The sequence below is a fragment of the Serratia plymuthica genome, assembly GCF_018336935.1.
Lineage (GTDB): Bacteria > Pseudomonadota > Gammaproteobacteria > Enterobacterales > Enterobacteriaceae > Serratia > Serratia plymuthica_B.
In genome coordinates, this window is record NZ_CP068771.1 from 180,251 (window position 1) to 197,189 (window position 16,939).

A 16,939-nucleotide genomic window follows, 5' to 3' on the forward strand; every position below is an offset into this window, starting at 1 on the left:
CCGCAATGACGTATGCGTTGAAAAAATTATTCGTAATCACCCTGATCGCCGTATTGGGGTCTTTTGGTGTGGCCAATGCGTTGGCCGCATCGTCGCTGTCTGACATCAAAGTATCCAATGCTCAACGAGAAGCCACTGTATCGGTGAGCTTCAATGGCCCGCCGGATTATGCCTTCTTCCCGCTGCACGGCCCGGACCGCGTAGTTCTGGATGTTAACCAGAAAGGTAAGGTCGGCGGCCTGCCGCTGAGTTTCAGCGGGCAGAACCTGGTAAAAAGCATCCGCTCCAGTACGCCGAAAGATGCTCAGAGCGTGCGGTTGGTGTTTGATCTGACCCAGCGTTCGAAAACACGCGTCGCTACGCGCCAGAACGGCGGCATTTATACCGTCGTATTTACCATTGCCGCCGAGGGCAGCGCCAACGCCAATGTGGCGCGCAGAACGCCGGTGGTTACACCTGCACCGGCCCCTGTAGTGGTTCGCGACCCGGTCCGCAAGGCGCCGGTGATGAGTGAACCTGAATCTGAACCTGCACCGGTGCAAAGAGCGCCGAGCGGCTCCAATCCTTTCACCAATAAATCGTCTGTAGTATCGGGCACCGCATCGGAAATTACGCCGCGCAGCAGCCGCGTTTCCGTGGGGTCCGGCGATCGGGTGGTGGTGGCAATTGATGCCGGCCACGGCGGGCAGGATCCGGGCGCTATCGGCCCGAACGGCCTGAAAGAAAAAAATGTCACCATCGGCATAGCCCGCCGTTTGCAGGCCATGTTGGATGCCGATCCGCAGTTCAAACCGGTGCTGACGCGCACAGGCGATTACTTCATCTCGGTGATGGGGCGTTCTGACGTGGCGCGTAAACAGGGCGCCAATGTGCTGGTCTCCATTCATGCCGACGCCGCGCCAAACCGCAGCGCCAACGGGGCCTCGGTTTGGGTGCTGTCCAACCGCCGCGCCAACAGCGAGATGGCAGGCTGGCTGGAACAGCATGAGAAACAGTCTGAGCTGCTTGGCGGCGCGGGTGATTTGCTGGCTAACAGCCAGGCCGATCCTTACCTGAGCCAGGCGGTGCTGGATCTGCAGTTCGGCCATTCGCAGCGAGTGGGCTACGATGTTGCGGTAAAAGTATTGCAGCAGTTGCAGAGCGTGGGTTCATTGCATAAACGCCGACCGGAACACGCCAGCCTTGGCGTGCTGCGTTCGCCGGACATCCCATCGCTGCTGGTGGAAACAGGGTTTATCAGTAATAGCACGGAGGAGCGGCTGCTGGGCAGTAGCGCGTATCAGGATAAAATTGCCAGGGCGATCCACAATGGCCTGCGCAGTTATTTCCTGGCGCATCCGCTACAAGCCGACCCAAAGGTGGAAAACCGTCCGCTGGACGTCGCAGCGGCGGTTAAAACTCCAGCCCCAGCTCGATCGGTCGCCAAAGCGAAACCCAGCGTGAAGAAAGCGTCAAAACATAAAGTCGCGCGCGGTGATACCTTGTCATCCATTGCTTCCAGTTATGGCGTCAGCGTCGGTGACCTGAAGCGCGTGAATAAACTGAAGTCGGACGTCGCGCCGCTGGATCGGACGCTGACCATCCCGCAGGCCTAGCGCCAACATGACAGGAGCCAGTATGCCCATCCAGGTATTACCGCCACAGCTCGCCAACCAGATTGCCGCCGGCGAAGTCGTCGAGCGGCCCGCGTCGGTGGTGAAAGAGCTGGTGGAGAACAGCCTGGATGCCGGGGCGACGCGTATCGATATCGATATTGAACGCGGCGGCGCCAAGTTGATCCGCATTCGCGATAACGGTTGCGGCATTGGAAAGGAAGATCTTTCCCTGGCGCTGGCTCGTCATGCCACCAGTAAAATCAGTACGCTCGACGATTTGGAAGCGATTGTCAGCCTCGGTTTCCGCGGCGAAGCGCTGGCCAGCATCAGCTCGGTTTCCCGTTTGACGCTCACCTCACGCACTGCAGAACAAAGCGAAGCCTGGCAGGCCTATGCCGAAGGCCGCGATCAGGCGGTAACGGTCAAGCCGGCGGCGCACCCGATAGGCAGCACGCTGGAAGTGCTGGATTTGTTCTACAACACCCCGGCGCGCCGCAAGTTTATGCGCACCGAGAAAACCGAGTTTGGTCATATTGATGAAGTGGTGCGGCGCATTGCGCTGGCGCGTTTCGATGTGGCGATAAACCTCAGCCATAATGGCAAACTGATCCGCCAATACCGCGCCGCGAAAGACGAGAGCCAGCATGAACGCCGTCTGGGCAGCATTTGTGGGCCGGCATTTTTGCAGCATGCGTTGAACATCTCCTGGCAACACGGGGACCTGACCATTCGCGGTTGGGTGGCCGATCCCGCCGGCGCCCGCCAACTGGGCGAAATGCAATATTGCTACGTCAACAGCCGCATGATGCGCGATCGCCTGATCAACCACGCCATCCGTCAGGCTTATCAGGATCAATTAAAAGATGAGCAGCAGCCCGCTTATGTGCTGTATCTCGAGGTAGATCCTCATCAGGTCGACGTGAATGTTCATCCGGCCAAGCATGAGGTGCGTTTCCATCAGGCGCGGCTGGTACATGATTTTATCTATCAGGCGGTAACCACCGTATTGCAGCAGGTTGGCAATGCGCCGTTGCCTCTGGCGGATGAGCAGGACCAGGAAAAAGCGCCGGCCTGGCAGTTGGAAAACCGCGTCGCCGCCGGTGGCAATCATTTCTCGCAGCCTGCGCCACGTCGCGAGCCTCAACCTGCTGAACCTGCGGTTGCGCGTGAACGTGCGCCACAGCCGGCCTATCATGCAGGCAGCGGTTATCAAAAGCGTGAAGGGGAGCTGTATGGCAAGCTGCTGCAGGCCGCATCCGCCGCCGAGCCGCGCCAGGAAACGCCGAAGCAACCGCTGTTCCCACCGGTGAAGATCGAGCATGAAACGCCGCTGGCGGGCAGCCAGCACAGTTTTGGTCGGGTACTGATGATTCATCCGCCGTGCTATGCGCTGATCGAACGCCGTCAACAGCTGATATTGCTGAACCTGCCGGTGGCCGAGCGCTGGCTGCGCCAGGCCCAGCTCAGCCCGTCGGAAGACGGCCTACGGCCACAGCCGCTGTTGATTCCCATTAAACTGACATTGAATAAAGACGAGGCGGCCGCCTGCGTGCGCCATCAGCCGCTGCTGGTCACCATGGGGCTGGATCTGCAGTCAGATCATGGGCGTGTGACGCTGCGCGCAGTACCTTTACCATTACGCCAACAAAATTTACAAAAACTGATACCCGAACTGTTAGGCTATCTGGCCGAGCATCAGGAGATGTCGCCCGCGGTGTTAGCCACCTGGATCGCCCGCCATTTAGGCAGCGAGCACGAACAGTGGAACACCTCGCAAGCGATACAATTGCTGACCGACGTTGAACGACTTTGCCCGCAATTGGTCAAATCACCTCCGAGCGGACTTTTACAACCTGTTGATTTACAGGCTGCACTGACAGCCCTTAAGCATGATTGAAACTGAAATGACACCACGTCCCCCGGCTATTTTTATCATGGGGCCGACCGCCTCCGGCAAAACCGCTCTGGCGATCGCGCTGCGTGAGCGACTGCCTGTGGAACTGATCAGCGTGGATTCTGCCCTGATTTATCGCGGTATGGATATCGGCACCGCCAAGCCGAGCGCCGAAGAGTTGGCGCAGGCTCCGCACAGGCTGATTGATATTCGCGATCCCGCAGAAGCTTACTCCGCCGCGGATTTTCGTGCCGATGCGTTGAAAGAGATGGCCGCCATTACCGCCGCAGGCCGTATCCCGCTGTTGGTGGGCGGTACCATGCTCTACTTCAAGGCGCTGTTGGAAGGATTATCGCCGCTGCCGTCCGCCGATCCGGCGGTGCGAGAGCGCATCGAACAGCAGGCGGCAGAGCAGGGTTGGGACGTTTTGCACCGTCAGTTACAAGAGATTGATCCGGTTGCGGCAATGAGAATTCATCCGAATGATCCGCAGAGACTGTCCAGAGCACTGGAAGTTTTTTTTATTTCGGGTAAAACTTTAACGGAACTGACTAAAATTTCGGGTGAATCGTTGCCGTATCATGTTCACCAATTTGCGATAGCGCCGACCAGCCGTGAGTTGATCCATCAACGCATCGAGCTGCGGTATCATCAAATGTTGGCGGCAGGTTTTGAGACGGAAGCGCGTGCACTTTTTGCACGGGGTGATTTGCATACGGATTTGCCTTCCATTCGCTGTGTCGGTTATCGCCAGATGTGGTCATATTTGTCTGGTGAAATTAGTTACGATGAGATGGTTTATCGTGGTATTTGCGCAACGCGTCAGTTGGCCAAGCGCCAAATGACCTGGTTACGGGGCTGGAACTCGGTACATTGGCTGGACAGCGAGAAGCCGGGAGAGGCTTTGGACTCGGTAATACAGGTTGTTAGTGCATAGGTTGAGTGATTGTGTACAATTGATGAGTATTCAGCGCGCAAATTTTTTAGGTCGTTTATTTTAGAGCCGACAGGTTCTTAGTTACAAACAACAAGCAAATAAGGAAAAGATAGAATGGCTAAGGGGCAATCTTTGCAAGATCCGTTCCTGAACGCATTGCGTCGTGAACGTGTTCCGGTTTCTATTTATTTGGTGAATGGTATTAAGCTGCAAGGCCAGATTGAGTCTTTTGACCAGTTTGTCATCCTGTTGAAAAACACGGTGAGCCAGATGGTTTATAAGCACGCTATCTCTACCGTTGTTCCGTCACGCCCGGTTTCGCACCATAGCAACAATCCGAGCGCCGGCACCAGTAACTATCACCATGGTAACAACCCGTCTGCGCCGCAACAGCCGCAGCAGGAAAGCGATGACGCTGAATAAAGCGCGTTGCGAGTCAACCATGACGGGGAGCATAAGCAGCCGTGGGCTGTTTATGTCCCCCAAACTCGCGGTATATGTCCGTTTGAGAGGTTGCACGCTTGTTTGACCGTTATGAAGCCGGTGAGCAGGCCGTCCTGGTTCATATCTATTTCTCGCAAGACAAAGATACGGAAGATCTCAGTGAGTTCGAATCCCTGGTGTCCTCGGCGGGTGTTGAAGCTTTGCAAGTGGTTACTGGTAGCCGCAAAGCCCCACATCCCAAGTACTTTGTAGGCGAAGGAAAGGCCGAAGAAATTGCAGATGCGGTAAAAGCCAGTGGCGCATCTGTTGTCCTGTTTGATCATTCCCTTTCCCCGGCGCAGGAGAGAAATCTTGAACGCCTGTGTGAATGTCGCGTGATCGATCGCACCGGGTTGATTCTAGACATCTTTGCCCAGCGTGCCCGTACCCATGAAGGTAAGCTGCAGGTGGAACTGGCGCAATTGCGTCATATCGCCACGCGTCTGGTTCGTGGCTGGACGCACCTTGAACGCCAAAAAGGGGGGATTGGCCTGCGCGGGCCGGGGGAGACCCAATTAGAAACCGACCGTCGTCTGTTACGTGATCGCATCAGCTTGATTTTACGCCGCCTGGAGCGGGTAGCCAAGCAACGTGAACAGGGCCGACGTGCGCGTACCCGTGCCGAAGTGCCGACCGTATCGCTGGTGGGCTACACCAACGCCGGCAAATCTACTCTGTTTAACCGAATAACGTCTGCCGATGTGTATGCGGCGGACCAGCTATTTGCCACCCTGGATCCCACTCTGCGCCGTATTGACGTGGCGGATGTGGGCGATACCGTGTTGGCGGATACCGTAGGCTTTATCCGGCACCTGCCGCACGATCTGGTCGCCGCCTTCAAGGCGACGCTGCAGGAAACGCGCCAGGCGTCTCTGCTGTTGCATGTAATCGACGCCGCGGATACCCGCGTTGATGAAAACATTGAAGCGGTAAACACCGTGCTGGCAGAGATTGAATCGGATGAGATCCCTACACTGTTAGTGATGAACAAAATAGATATGCTGGATGATTTTGTCCCGCGTATCGACCGCAACGATGAAAACTTACCGATCCGGGTGTGGCTGTCCGCCGCCAGCGGTGAAGGTATCCCGTTGCTGTATCAGGCGTTGACGGAGCGCTTATCGGGGGAAATCGCGCAATATGAGCTGCGCTTACCGCCACAGGCAGGCCGTCTTCGTAGCCGTTTTTACCAGCTTCAGGCAATTGAGAAAGAGTGGAACGAAGAAGACGGCAGCATCGGCATGGTGATTCGTATGCCAATTGTCGAATGGCGTCGCCTCTGTAAACAGGAACAGGACCTGATTAACTTTATAGTATGATCATATCCTGTTACATTTGAGCACTCGGTCCGCAGGCGTCTTCGGTGCAGCACGTTTTGGTGCGGCCAGCGCGCAGGAACCGGAGCGTACAGCAAGTACGTGAGGATTCTGAGCACTGCCCAAGTTAAAACGGGCAAGTAAGATAGCCTGCAGTAACTAAGCGTAAGCCTGAAGTACCCAATCACAGAATATGGAGCTAAAACATGGCGTGGAATCAGCCCGGTAATAACGGACAGGACCGCGACCCGTGGGGGAGCAGCAATAATAATGGCGGCAACTCTGGCGGTAACAACAAAGGCGGTCGCGAGCAAGGACCTCCTGATTTGGACGATATCTTCCGCAAGCTGAGCAAAAAACTGAGCGGCTTGGGCGGGGGCAAAGGTTCCAACAGCAATAACAGCGGCGGCACCGGTACCTCAGGTCCGGGTTTCAGCAGCCGTATTGTCGGCATTGCTGCGGTTGCGGTGGTGGTGATTTGGGCCGCCAGCGGCTTCTACACCATCAAAGAAGCTGAGCGTGGCGTAGTCACCCGTTTCGGCAAGTTCAGCCACCTGGTGCAACCGGGTCTGAACTGGAAACCGACCTTCATCGACGAAGTTCGTCCGGTCAACGTGGAGTCCGTGCGTGAACTGGCGGCGTCCGGCGTGATGCTGACTTCCGATGAGAACGTGGTGCGCGTGGAAATGAACGTGCAGTACCGCGTGACCAATCCGGAAGCGTATCTGTTCAGCGTGACCAGTGCCGACGACAGCTTGAGCCAGGCTACCGACAGCGCCCTGCGTGGCGTTATCGGCAAGTACACGATGGACAAGATCCTGACTGAAGGCCGTACTATCGTGCGTAGCGATACCCAACGCGTACTGGAAGAGACCATTCGTCCGTACAACATGGGGATCACGCTGCTGGACGTCAACTTCCAGGCTGCCCGTCCGCCGGAAGAGGTGAAAGCCGCATTTGATGATGCGATTGCCGCGCGTGAGAACGAGCAGCAGTACATCCGTGAGGCGGAAGCCTACGCCAACGAAGTTCAGCCACGTGCTAACGGCCAGGCGCAGCGTCTGCTGGAAGATGCCAAAGCGTATAAAGACCGTACCGTCCTGGAAGCTCAGGGTGAGGTCGCGCGCTTTGCCAAACTGTTGCCGGAATACAAATCCGCCCCGGAAATTACCCGTGAGCGTCTGTATATCGAAACCATGGAAAAAGTCCTGAGCCACACCCGCAAGGTGCTGGTGAATGACAAAGGCAACAACCTGATGGTGTTACCGCTTGAGCAAATGCTGCGTGGCCCTGCCGGCGCGGCGGGCGACGGCAGTAAAGACACCAGCCTGATTCGTCTCAACCCCGCTCCGTCTGCCAACAGTGGCGCCAGCTCGAACAGCCAGCGTAGCGACAGCGGCTCGGTCATGGACCAACGCCGGGCGAATGCGCAGCGTGACGACACCACTCGCGTAGGGAGAGAGTAATCAATGCGTAAGTCTTTTGTAGTTATCGTCCTCGCGGTGCTGGTGGCGCTGTATGCTTCCCTGTTCGTGGTGCAAGAAGGCCAGCGCGGCATCGTGCTGCGTTTCGGCAAGGTACTGCGCGACAGCGACAACAAACCGCTGGTGTATGCGCCGGGTCTGCACTTCAAGATCCCGTTTATCGAATCGGTGAAAACGCTGGACGCGCGTATCCAGACCATGGACAACCAGGCTGACCGTTTCGTGACCAGCGAGAAGAAAGACCTGATCGTCGATTCTTACCTGAAATGGCGCATCAGTGATTTCAGCCGTTACTATCTGGCCACCGGCGGCGGTGACGTTTCACAAGCCGAAGTGTTGTTGAAGCGTAAATTCAGTGACCGTCTGCGTTCCGAGATTGGTCGTCTGGATGTGAAAGACATCGTGACCGACTCGCGCGGCAAGCTGATGTCTGACGTACGTGACGCGCTGAACACCGGTACCGTGGGTGATGGCGAAGAAGTGGCAACCACCGAAGCTGATGATGCCATTGCTTCTGCTGCGGCCCGCGTTGAGAAGGAAACCACCGGCAACCTGCCGAAAGTTAACCCGAACAGCATGGCGGCACTGGGTATTGAAGTGATCGACGTGCGTATCAAGCAGATCAACCTGCCGGCGGAAGTGTCTGACGCAATCTATCAGCGTATGCGCGCCGAGCGTGAAGCGGTAGCCCGTCGTCACCGTTCGCAAGGCCAGGAAGAGGCTGAGAAGCTGCGTGCAACTGCGGACTACGAAGTGACTCGTACGTTGGCGGAAGCCGAACGTACGGCGCGTATCACCCGTGGTGATGGCGATGCGGAAGCCGCCAAACTGTTTGCTGCCGCATTCAGCCAGGATCCGGACTTCTATGCCTTTATCCGTAGCCTGCGTGCTTATGAAACCAGTTTCAGCAGCAACAACCAGGACGTGATGGTACTGAGCCCGGACAGCGATTTCTTCCGCTACATGAAGTCGCCTGATTCCACGCGCAAGTAACAGCGACAGGTAAATTATTGGGGGGCCCGTTTAATCGCGGGCCCTTTCTTTTTTGGGGTGAGGCATGAATTCAACGATTTGGCTGGCGCTTGGGCTGGTTTTGGTACTGGAAGGGCTGGGGCCGATGCTGTTTCCACAGGCCTGGCGTAAAATGATACTGGCGATGACCCAGTTGCCTGACGCTACGTTGCGGCGATTTGGCGGTGGAATAGTGGTTGCGGGCTGTGTGATCTACTACATGTTGCGTAGCCGTACGGGGCTTTAAAGTTTAGCCTAAAAAAGACGCAATCGTATGCTAAAAGTGCTGAAAATCGAAAATTACGGTGGTAGAATCCATTTTTAAGCAACCGGTGATTTTGAAAATGGGTAAGAACGTCGTCGTACTGGGCACCCAATGGGGTGACGAAGGTAAGGGCAAGGTCGTAGACCTGCTGACTGAACGGGCTCAATATGTTGTGCGCTACCAAGGTGGCCATAACGCTGGCCACACTCTGGTTATTAACGGTGAGAAAACCGTCCTTCATTTAATTCCTTCAGGCATTCTGCGTGATAACGTGACCAGCATCATCGGCAACGGTGTAGTTCTGGCACCAGACGCATTGATGAAAGAAATGGGTGAACTTGAAGCGCGCGGCATCCCGGTACGCGAACGTCTGTTACTGTCCGAAGCCTGCCCGCTTATTCTGCCTTATCACGTTGCGCTGGATAACGCGCGTGAGAAAGCGCGCGGTGCAAAAGCTATCGGCACCACCGGCCGTGGTATCGGCCCGGCTTACGAAGATAAAGTTGCTCGCCGCGGTCTGCGCGTTGGCGATCTGTTCAACAAAGAAACCTTCGCCGTTAAGCTGAAAGAAATCATCGATTACCATAACTTCCAGCTGGTTAACTACTACAAAGTCGAAGCCGTTGATTACCAGGCCACTCTGGATTACGTCCTGTCCATCGCCGATATCCTGACCGCAATGGTTGTTGACGTTTCCGAACTGCTGGACGGCGCGCGCAAGCGTGGCGATCTGATCATGTTCGAAGGCGCTCAAGGTACTCTGCTGGATATCGACCACGGTACTTATCCGTATGTAACCTCTTCCAATACCACTGCCGGCGGCGTTGCTACCGGTTCAGGTATTGGTCCGCGTTACGTGGACTACGTGCTGGGCATCGTTAAAGCCTACTCTACCCGTGTGGGTGCAGGTCCGTTCCCGACCGAACTGTTCGACGAAACCGGTGAATACCTGTGCAAACAGGGTAACGAGTTCGGCGCTACCACTGGCCGTCGTCGTCGTACCGGTTGGCTGGACGCCGTGGCGGTTCGCCGCGCAGTGCAGATCAACTCCTTGTCCGGCTTCTGCCTGACCAAGCTGGACGTGCTGGATGGCTTGAAAGAAGTGAAAATCTGCGTGGGTTACCGTATGCCTGACGGCCGCGAAATGGACACCACGCCGCTGGCTGCAGAAGGCTGGGAAGGCATCGAACCGATCTACGAAAGCATGCCGGGCTGGAGCGAAACCACCTTTGGCGTGAAAGAGCACAGCAAGCTGCCGCAGGCGGCGCTGGACTACATCAAGCGCATTGAAGAACTGACTGGCGTACCGGTAGACATTATTTCTACTGGCCCGGACCGTAGCGAGACCATGATCCTGCGCGACCCGTTCGACGCATAATCTGGCCTTACTGCAGTAAAACAAACCGGGCATGTCCCGGTTTGTTTTTATCATTATTCTCCCCGATTGCGGTTTCACATCAAAAAATCCTTTCTTTAACCCGTTCCAGAGCCTGAGATACGCTAAATAATTAGCGGCGAACTCTCCGGCTGGTTTATTATCCAATAAGTAATCTTTTGAATAATGCCGGAAATCGGCTTGTCAGACGGGTAAAAAGAGACCCAGAGGTAGATGTGCAGTTAACAAGTTTTACTGATTATGGCCTGCGGGCGTTGATCTACATGGCCTCGCTGCCACCGGACAAAATGACCAGCATTTCGGAAGTTACCGAAGTCTATGGCGTGTCCCGTAACCATATGGTGAAGATCATCAATCAGTTAAGCCGGGTTGGGTTTGTGACCGCCGTGCGCGGAAAGAACGGTGGCATCCGTTTGGGCAAACCAGCCGAAACCATACGCCTCGGCGACGTGGTCAGGGCGCTGGAGCCGCTCTCGTTGGTTAACTGCAACAGTGATTTTTGCCACATAACCCCTGCCTGCCGCCTGAAGCAGGTGCTCCACCAGGGCGTACAGAATTTCCTTGAAGAGCTGGATAGCCACACGCTGGCCGATATGGTCGAAGACAATCCACCGCTCTACAAGCTATTGCTTGTCGAATAAAGCGTCGCTGAGAAGACAAGGCTCAGCGGCACCCTGCTGATGACAACGGAGGAACCGCAATGTCACAAGATCCATTCCTGGAACGAGAAGCAGAAAAATATGAATCCCCAATCCCGAGCCGTGAATTCATTCTGACCCATCTGGCGAAAAGAGAAACGCCGGCCAGCCGCGAAGAGCTGGCCAAAGAGCTGGATTTGACCGGTGAAGAGGCGCTGGAAGCGTTACGCCGTCGCCTGCGTGCCATGGAGCGTGACGGCCAATTGATATTTACCCGCCGCCAGTGCTATGCGCTGCCGGAGCGTCTGGACCTGCTGCGCGGCACCGTCATCGGTCACCGCGACGGTTTTGGTTTCCTGCGCATTGAAGGCAGCAAAGACGACCTGTATTTGTCGGCCGAGCAGATGAAAATGGCGATCCACGGTGATGTGGTGCTGGCGCAGGCGATGGCTGCGGACCGCAAGGGCCGCCGTGAAGCGCGTATCGTGCGCGTATTGGTGCCGAAAACCAGTCAAATCGTCGGCCGCTTTTTCATGGACGCGGGAACCGGTTTTGTGGTGCCGGACGACAGCCGTCTCAGCTTTGATATCCTGATCCCTGCCGAGTCCGTCAGCGGTGCGCGCATGGGCTTCATGGTGGTGGTTGAACTGACCCAACGCCCGACCCGCCGCACCAAAGCGGTAGGCAAGATTGTTGAGATCCTCGGCGATAAAATGGGCACCAGCATGGCGGTGGACATTGCACTGCGCACCCATGAGATCCCGCATGTCTGGCCACCGCAGGTGGAAAAACAGGTTGCCGATCTCAGCGAACAAGTACCTGAGGCCGCCAAGAAAGGCCGTGTCGACCTGCGTCAACTGCCGCTGGTGACGATTGACGGCGAAGACGCGCGCGATTTCGATGACGCCGTCTACTGCGAGAAAAAACGCGGCGGCGGCTGGCGCCTGTGGGTAGCGATTGCCGACGTCAGCTATTACGTCCGCCCTCGCACCGCATTGGATGACGAAGCGCGCAACCGCGGGACGTCGGTGTACTTCCCGTCGCAGGTTATTCCGATGCTGCCGGAAGTGTTGTCCAACGGCTTGTGCTCGCTGAACCCGCAGGTCGATCGTCTGTGTATGGTGTGCGAGATGACCATCTCCGCCCAGGGCCGCCTGTCGACATCCAAGTTCTATGAAGCGGTAATGAGTTCACACGCTCGCTTAACCTACAATAAAGTCTGGCATATTCTGCAGGGCGATCAGGAGCTGCGTGAGCATTATCACCCGCTGGTCAAGCACCTGCAGGAACTGCACGCCATGTACAAGGTGTTGGATCAGGCGCGCGCCGAACGTGGCGGCATCGCTTTCGAAACCGAAGAAGCCAAGTTTATCTTCAATGCCGAACGCCGTATTGAGCGCGTTGAGCCAACGGTGCGCAACGACGCCCATAAGCTGATCGAAGAGTGCATGATCATGGCGAACGTCGCCGCAGCGCGCTTTGTCGAGAAACATAACGAACCGGCGCTGTTCCGCGTGCACGATCGTCCAAGCGACGATCATATTACCGCACTGCGCAGCGTGTTGGGTGAACTGGGCCTGACGCTGGGCGGCGGCAATAAACCGCAGCCTAAGGACTACGCCACCCTGATGGATGAAGTGGCTGAACGTCCCGATCGCGAAATGCTGCAAACCATGCTGCTGCGTTCGATGAAGCAGGCGATCTACGATCCGGAAAACCGCGGGCACTTTGGCCTGGCGCTGGCTTCTTACGGCCACTTTACTTCACCGATCCGCCGTTATCCTGACCTGGCGCTGCACCGCGCGATCAAATATCTGCTGGCTAAAGAGCACGGCCAGCCGAAAGAGCGCTGGACACCGACCGGCGGCTGGCACAGCGAATTCGAAGAGATGCTGCAGCTCGGCGAACACTGTTCAATGACCGAACGCCGTGCCGATGAAGCGACGCGCAACGTAGCCGACTGGCTGAAATGCGACTTTATGCAGGACCACGTCGGTGAAGTGTTTGGCGGCATTATCGCCAGCGTGACCGGCTTCGGTTTCTTCGTGCGCCTGAACGATCTGTTTATCGACGGTCTGGTGCACGTATCAACGCTGGATAACGATTATTATCGCTACGATAATATCGGCCAGCGTCTGATCGGCGAATCCTCCGGCATGGTTTATCGCCTGGGCGATACGGTGGAGATCCGCGTCGAAGCGGTGCATATGGATGAGCGCAAGATTGATTTTGCTTTGGTCTCCAGCACCCGCAAACCGCGTGGCGAAGGTAAAACCGAACGTGACCGCGCCAAGAACGGCGGCCAACGTACCTTGCGTGACGGTGCCGGCGCAGGCCGTGCTCCGGCATCGCAGCGCAACAAGCGTCGTGGTGGCAAGCCACCGGCCAACTTTGAGCCGGACAGCGCCTTCCGCAAAAAAGACGACGCCAAACCGGCTGACCAGGTGAAGAAAGACAAAAAGGCGAAAGCCAAGAAAGTGTCTGACAAAACCCGGAAAATAGCGGCGGCGACCAAGGCTAAACGCGCCGGCAAGAAGAAAGGTGCTGAGCAGGCTTAATCTGCCGCACGTCATTATCACCGGCTGGCAAACGCCAGCCGCACAGTTAAAAGAGCATCATGAGCGAAATTATTTACGGCATCCATGCCGTCAAGGCCCTGTTAGATAACGATCCGCAGCGCTTCCTGGAAGTGTTTATTCTGAAAGGGCGCGATGATCGCCGGCTGCAACCGCTGATCGCCGAGCTGGAGGCGACCGGTATTGTAATCCAGGTGGCGAACCGCCAGTGGCTGGACGAGAAGGTCGAGGGCGCAGTGCATCAGGGAATTATCGCCCGGGTGCGCGAAGGGCGTCAGTATCAGGAAAATGATTTACCGGGCCTGCTGGCCAGCGTGGATACGCCATTCCTGCTGGTACTGGACGGCGTGACCGACCCGCACAACCTCGGCGCCTGCCTGCGCAGCGCAGATGCGGCCGGCGTGCACGCGGTTATCGTCCCGCGCGATCGTTCCGCCCAGTTGAACGCGACCGCCAAGAAAGTGGCCTGCGGCGCGGCGGAAAATGTCCCGCTGATCCGTGTCACCAACCTGGCGCGCACCCTGCGTTTGCTGCAGGAAATGAACGTCTGGGTAGTCGGCACCGCCGGCGAAGCCGATCATACTCTGTTCCAGAGCAAAATGACCGGCCCGATGGCGCTGGTGATGGGGGCTGAAGGCGAAGGCATGCGCCGTCTGACCCGCGAACACTGCGATGAGTTGATCAGCATTCCGATGGCAGGGACAGTTTCTTCGCTGAACGTCTCGGTCGCCACCGGCATCTGTTTGTTCGAAGCGGTGCGCCAGCGCAGCTGATTTACCCGCAGGGGCGCTTGCGCCCCTGTCAATCTCCCACCTTGTGATCCCACCTTCGGCAGAAATTTCCTTACCGACCATAATTACTCCTGACGCTTTAATCAGGGAGCAAGCCGATGGTCTGGACTACGCACACCGTTTTTAACCAACCCAAACCGCTGGGCAACAGCAATCTTTTCCTGTCAGATACGCCGCTGCGTGAGGCGATACAGCGCGAGCAGGCTGGCTGGGACGCAGATGTACTCGCTTCGCTGGGCCAACAGTTGGGCACTCAGGAATCGCTGGAGTTGGGGCGGCTGGCCAACGCCAACCCACCGGAACTGCTGCGTTATGACGCCACCGGGCAGCGGTTGGACGACGTTCGTTTCCATCCCGCCTGGCATATTTTGATGCAGGGGTTGATTGCCAACCGGGTGCATAACCTGCCGTGGCAGGAGGATGCCCGTATCGGTGCGTTCGTGGCGCGCGCAGCTCGCTTTGTGCTGCATGCGCAGGTGGAAGCCGGCACCTTATGCCCGGTGACGATGACCTTTGGTGCCATTCCTCTGTTGCAACGCTTGCTGCCCTCAGAATTTCAATCCTGGCTGTCGCCGCTGCTTTCCGATCGCTACGATGCGCATTTGTCACCGGGTGGGCAAAAGCGTGGTTTGCTGATTGGCATGGGGATGACCGAAAAGCAGGGTGGATCCGATGTATTGAGCAATACGACGACCGCCACCCCGTTAACGGCTCGCGGTCCTGGGGAAGCGTACCGGTTGGTGGGGCACAAATGGTTCTTCTCGGTGCCGCAGAGCGATGCGCATCTGGTGCTGGCGCAGACCGAAGGCGGTCTGTCCTGCTTCTTCCTGCCGCGTATTTTGCCCGACGGTACGCGCAATGCGATACGGCTGGAACGGCTGAAGGATAAGCTGGGTAACCGCTCCAACGCCAGCAGTGAGGTGGAGTTCCAGGATGCTACCGCCTGGCTGTTGGGCGAGGAAGGGGATGGCGTACGGCATATTCTCAAGATGGGTGGCCTGACGCGCTTTGACTGCGCGTTGGGCAGCCACGGCTTGATGCGGCGTGCGTTATCGGTAGCCTTGTACCATTCCCTGCAGCGGCAGGCATTTGGCAAAACGCTTATCGAACACCCGATGATGCGTCAGGTCTTGGGGCGGATGGCGTTACGGCTGGAGGGGCAGACGGCGGCGCTGATGCGTCTGGCGCGGGCTTATGACAGCGCCGGCGATCCTCTTGAGCAGGCGTTGTGCCGGGTACTGACTCCGGCGGCTAAGTTTGAAGTCTGCCGACAAGGGATCCCTTTTGCGGGCGAAGCCATGGAGGCGTTGGGGGGCCTGGGTTACTGCGAAGAGAGCGAACTGCCGCGACTGTACCGTGAAATGCCGGTGAACAGCATCTGGGAAGGTTCCGGCAACATTATGTGCCTGGACGTGATGCGAGCCTGGGAAAGATTGCCGGCAGTACAGGACGCTTTGGAGCGTGAACTTGGCGAAGTTAAAGGGCAGAACCGACATTTCGACCACCAGTGGCGACGGCTCAGCCAACTGATGCGTAAACCCCAGGAGGAGCAGGGACGCGCAGTCACCAGCATGTTATTCAATCTGTTCGCGGCGGCGCAGCTTCTGCGCTACAGTTCACCACCGCTGGCGGAAGCCTGGTGCCAAATGACGCTCGACGCCCGTGGCGAACGGATACTGCCTGATCGGTTGTGCGACACGCTGTTTGCCCGAGCGATGGGCGGCTAGGGAAAGCAGTGGCGCCGCAACAGAAAAAGCTTTTTAATTCAGCACTTGGCCCGTAAGGGATACTGACCTCTGACCAGGAAACATGACATGGATATTCTCAGCGCGTTGGCGGCATTCGCCTCTTACTTCTTCAGTGGCTTTGCCATGGTTCTGGTGTTCTTGTTTGTCTACACCCGCATTACGCCGCATGACGAATGGGCATTGATCAAGGCCGACAACCCGTCTGCCGCCATCGGATTCGTCGGTGCCTGCCTGGGGTATGTGATCCCGCTGGCCAGCGCGGCGATCAACTCGATCAGCCTGCTGGACTACCTGCTGTGGGGCGTAGTGGCGCTGGTGGTGCAACTGTTGCTGTTCGCGGCGGTTAAAATCTATATGCCGCGCATCAGCGACAAGATTGAATCCAATCACCTGGCCGCCGGGATTTTCCTGGGGGGCGTTTCGATCAGCGGCGGCGTGTTAAATGCGGCCTGCATGAGTTATTAAAGATAAAAAATCGCCGAGGCGCGCCAGCCGGGCTGATGCGCCTGTTCCTCCATCTGCAAAATACGGTAATAGCTTGCTCCATGCTCATCAGCCTTACGGGCTATGACCTGTTCGACGTCCTGAGGCGAGCCGGAAAGATTATCCAGGGTGATCTGCGCAATTTCACTGAGCGGGGTAACACGGTCGGCGGGCGCCAGTTCGGCAGACTGGGCGCTGACGTTGAGCAACCCCAAGGAGAGCAGGAGGGCGGTGAGTGCGGCGGAGCGTTTCATGGCGTTCCCCTTCGTCGAACGGCCGCAGGCTGCGGCAGGTTGACCGCCAGTGTGCAATATCCAACTTC

The 16,939-nt window shown here is 57.1% G+C and carries 15 protein-coding genes; 14 read left to right on the plus strand and 1 reads right to left on the minus strand.

Annotated features, from left to right (window positions below; genetic code table 11):
• Nucleotides 1–5: 5 nt before the first annotated feature.
• The 14 genes from amiB to JK621_RS00930 all read left to right on the plus strand — a co-directional run bounded on the left by amiB (nucleotide 6) and on the right by JK621_RS00930 (nucleotide 16,599).
• Entirely contained in the window at nucleotides 6–1,595 is a 1,590-nt protein-coding gene (amiB, locus tag JK621_RS00865) for an N-acetylmuramoyl-L-alanine amidase AmiB (protein ID WP_212558265.1), read from the plus strand.
• A 22-nt stretch (nucleotides 1,596–1,617) separates the two neighbouring features.
• A complete protein-coding gene (mutL, locus tag JK621_RS00870; protein ID WP_212558266.1) occupies nucleotides 1,618–3,492 on the plus strand; it encodes a DNA mismatch repair endonuclease MutL in 1,875 nt (624 codons plus the stop codon).
• On the plus strand, nucleotides 3,485–4,426 hold the full coding sequence (miaA, locus tag JK621_RS00875) for a tRNA (adenosine(37)-N6)-dimethylallyltransferase MiaA (RefSeq protein ID WP_006323238.1): 942 nt from the start codon (nucleotides 3,485–3,487) through the stop codon (nucleotides 4,424–4,426). Before mutL ends, miaA begins: the two co-directional genes overlap by 8 nt.
• A gap of 114 nt (nucleotides 4,427–4,540) precedes the next feature.
• Nucleotides 4,541–4,849: an RNA chaperone Hfq gene (gene hfq / locus JK621_RS00880; protein ID WP_004952704.1), complete on the plus strand. Its 309-nt coding sequence runs from the start codon at nucleotides 4,541–4,543 to the stop codon at nucleotides 4,847–4,849.
• A 98-nt stretch (nucleotides 4,850–4,947) separates the two neighbouring features.
• Entirely contained in the window at nucleotides 4,948–6,228 is a 1,281-nt protein-coding gene (gene hflX / locus JK621_RS00885; protein ID WP_006317445.1) for a ribosome rescue GTPase HflX, read from the plus strand.
• Between the two features lie 203 nt (nucleotides 6,229–6,431).
• A complete protein-coding gene (gene hflK / locus JK621_RS00890) occupies nucleotides 6,432–7,691 on the plus strand; it encodes an FtsH protease activity modulator HflK (protein WP_212558267.1) in 1,260 nt (419 codons plus the stop codon).
• A 3-nt stretch (nucleotides 7,692–7,694) separates the two neighbouring features.
• Nucleotides 7,695–8,702, plus strand: coding sequence for a protease modulator HflC (gene hflC, locus JK621_RS00895; protein WP_126479798.1), 1,008 nt, complete (start codon nucleotides 7,695–7,697; stop codon nucleotides 8,700–8,702).
• A gap of 64 nt (nucleotides 8,703–8,766) precedes the next feature.
• Nucleotides 8,767–8,967: a DUF2065 domain-containing protein gene (locus tag JK621_RS00900; protein ID WP_126479800.1), complete on the plus strand. Its 201-nt coding sequence runs from the start codon at nucleotides 8,767–8,769 to the stop codon at nucleotides 8,965–8,967.
• Nucleotides 8,968–9,064: 97 nt separating this feature from the next.
• The gene (locus JK621_RS00905) at nucleotides 9,065–10,363 is read left to right on the plus strand and encodes an adenylosuccinate synthase (RefSeq protein ID WP_126479802.1); all 1,299 of its coding nucleotides are present in this window, start codon (nucleotides 9,065–9,067) and stop codon (nucleotides 10,361–10,363) included.
• Between the two features lie 233 nt (nucleotides 10,364–10,596).
• Nucleotides 10,597–11,022: a nitric oxide-sensing transcriptional repressor NsrR gene (nsrR, locus tag JK621_RS00910; RefSeq protein WP_004952720.1), complete on the plus strand. Its 426-nt coding sequence runs from the start codon at nucleotides 10,597–10,599 to the stop codon at nucleotides 11,020–11,022.
• 59 nt (nucleotides 11,023–11,081) lie between these two features.
• Nucleotides 11,082–13,577, plus strand: coding sequence for a ribonuclease R (gene rnr / locus JK621_RS00915; protein ID WP_212558268.1), 2,496 nt, complete (start codon nucleotides 11,082–11,084; stop codon nucleotides 13,575–13,577).
• A gap of 59 nt (nucleotides 13,578–13,636) precedes the next feature.
• Complete coding sequence (gene rlmB / locus JK621_RS00920) at nucleotides 13,637–14,368, plus strand: 23S rRNA (guanosine(2251)-2'-O)-methyltransferase RlmB (protein WP_212558269.1); 732 nt, start codon at nucleotides 13,637–13,639, stop codon at nucleotides 14,366–14,368.
• 116 nt (nucleotides 14,369–14,484) lie between these two features.
• Entirely contained in the window at nucleotides 14,485–16,113 is a 1,629-nt protein-coding gene (locus JK621_RS00925) for an isovaleryl-CoA dehydrogenase (RefSeq protein WP_212558270.1), read from the plus strand.
• An 87-nt stretch (nucleotides 16,114–16,200) separates the two neighbouring features.
• Nucleotides 16,201–16,599 carry a DUF350 domain-containing protein gene (locus tag JK621_RS00930; protein WP_004952729.1) on the plus strand — a complete coding sequence of 133 codons (399 nt, stop codon included), beginning with the start codon at nucleotides 16,201–16,203 and terminating at the stop codon, nucleotides 16,597–16,599.
• Here the strand turns inward: JK621_RS00930 and JK621_RS00935 are convergent.
• Nucleotides 16,596–16,871 (minus strand): DUF1471 domain-containing protein, encoded by a 276-nt coding sequence (locus JK621_RS00935; RefSeq protein WP_212558271.1) that lies wholly within the window; start codon nucleotides 16,869–16,871, stop codon nucleotides 16,596–16,598. The two genes, JK621_RS00930 and JK621_RS00935, sit on opposite strands and share 4 nt — an antisense overlap.
• Nucleotides 16,872–16,939 lie beyond the last annotated feature (68 nt).

Bases quoted from the DNA above. Each gene is read 5' to 3' on its own strand.
- rlmB (WP_212558269.1), top strand. From the start codon at position 13,637: ATGAGCGAAATTATTTACGGCATCCATGCCGTCAAGGCCCTGTTAGAT.
- JK621_RS00935 (WP_212558271.1), bottom strand. From the start codon at position 16,871: ATGAAACGCTCCGCCGCACTCACCGCCCTCCTGCTCTCCTTGGGGTTG.
- JK621_RS00900 (WP_126479800.1), top strand. From the start codon at position 8,767: ATGAATTCAACGATTTGGCTGGCGCTTGGGCTGGTTTTGGTACTGGAA.
- hfq (WP_004952704.1), top strand. From the start codon at position 4,541: ATGGCTAAGGGGCAATCTTTGCAAGATCCGTTCCTGAACGCATTGCGT.
- miaA (WP_006323238.1), top strand. From the start codon at position 3,485: ATGATTGAAACTGAAATGACACCACGTCCCCCGGCTATTTTTATCATG.
- hflC (WP_126479798.1), top strand. From the start codon at position 7,695: ATGCGTAAGTCTTTTGTAGTTATCGTCCTCGCGGTGCTGGTGGCGCTG.
- mutL (WP_212558266.1), top strand. From the start codon at position 1,618: ATGCCCATCCAGGTATTACCGCCACAGCTCGCCAACCAGATTGCCGCC.
- JK621_RS00930 (WP_004952729.1), top strand. From the start codon at position 16,201: ATGGATATTCTCAGCGCGTTGGCGGCATTCGCCTCTTACTTCTTCAGT.
- JK621_RS00925 (WP_212558270.1), top strand. From the start codon at position 14,485: ATGGTCTGGACTACGCACACCGTTTTTAACCAACCCAAACCGCTGGGC.
- amiB (WP_212558265.1), top strand. From the start codon at position 6: ATGACGTATGCGTTGAAAAAATTATTCGTAATCACCCTGATCGCCGTA.
- JK621_RS00905 (WP_126479802.1), top strand. From the start codon at position 9,065: ATGGGTAAGAACGTCGTCGTACTGGGCACCCAATGGGGTGACGAAGGT.
- rnr (WP_212558268.1), top strand. From the start codon at position 11,082: ATGTCACAAGATCCATTCCTGGAACGAGAAGCAGAAAAATATGAATCC.
- hflK (WP_212558267.1), top strand. From the start codon at position 6,432: ATGGCGTGGAATCAGCCCGGTAATAACGGACAGGACCGCGACCCGTGG.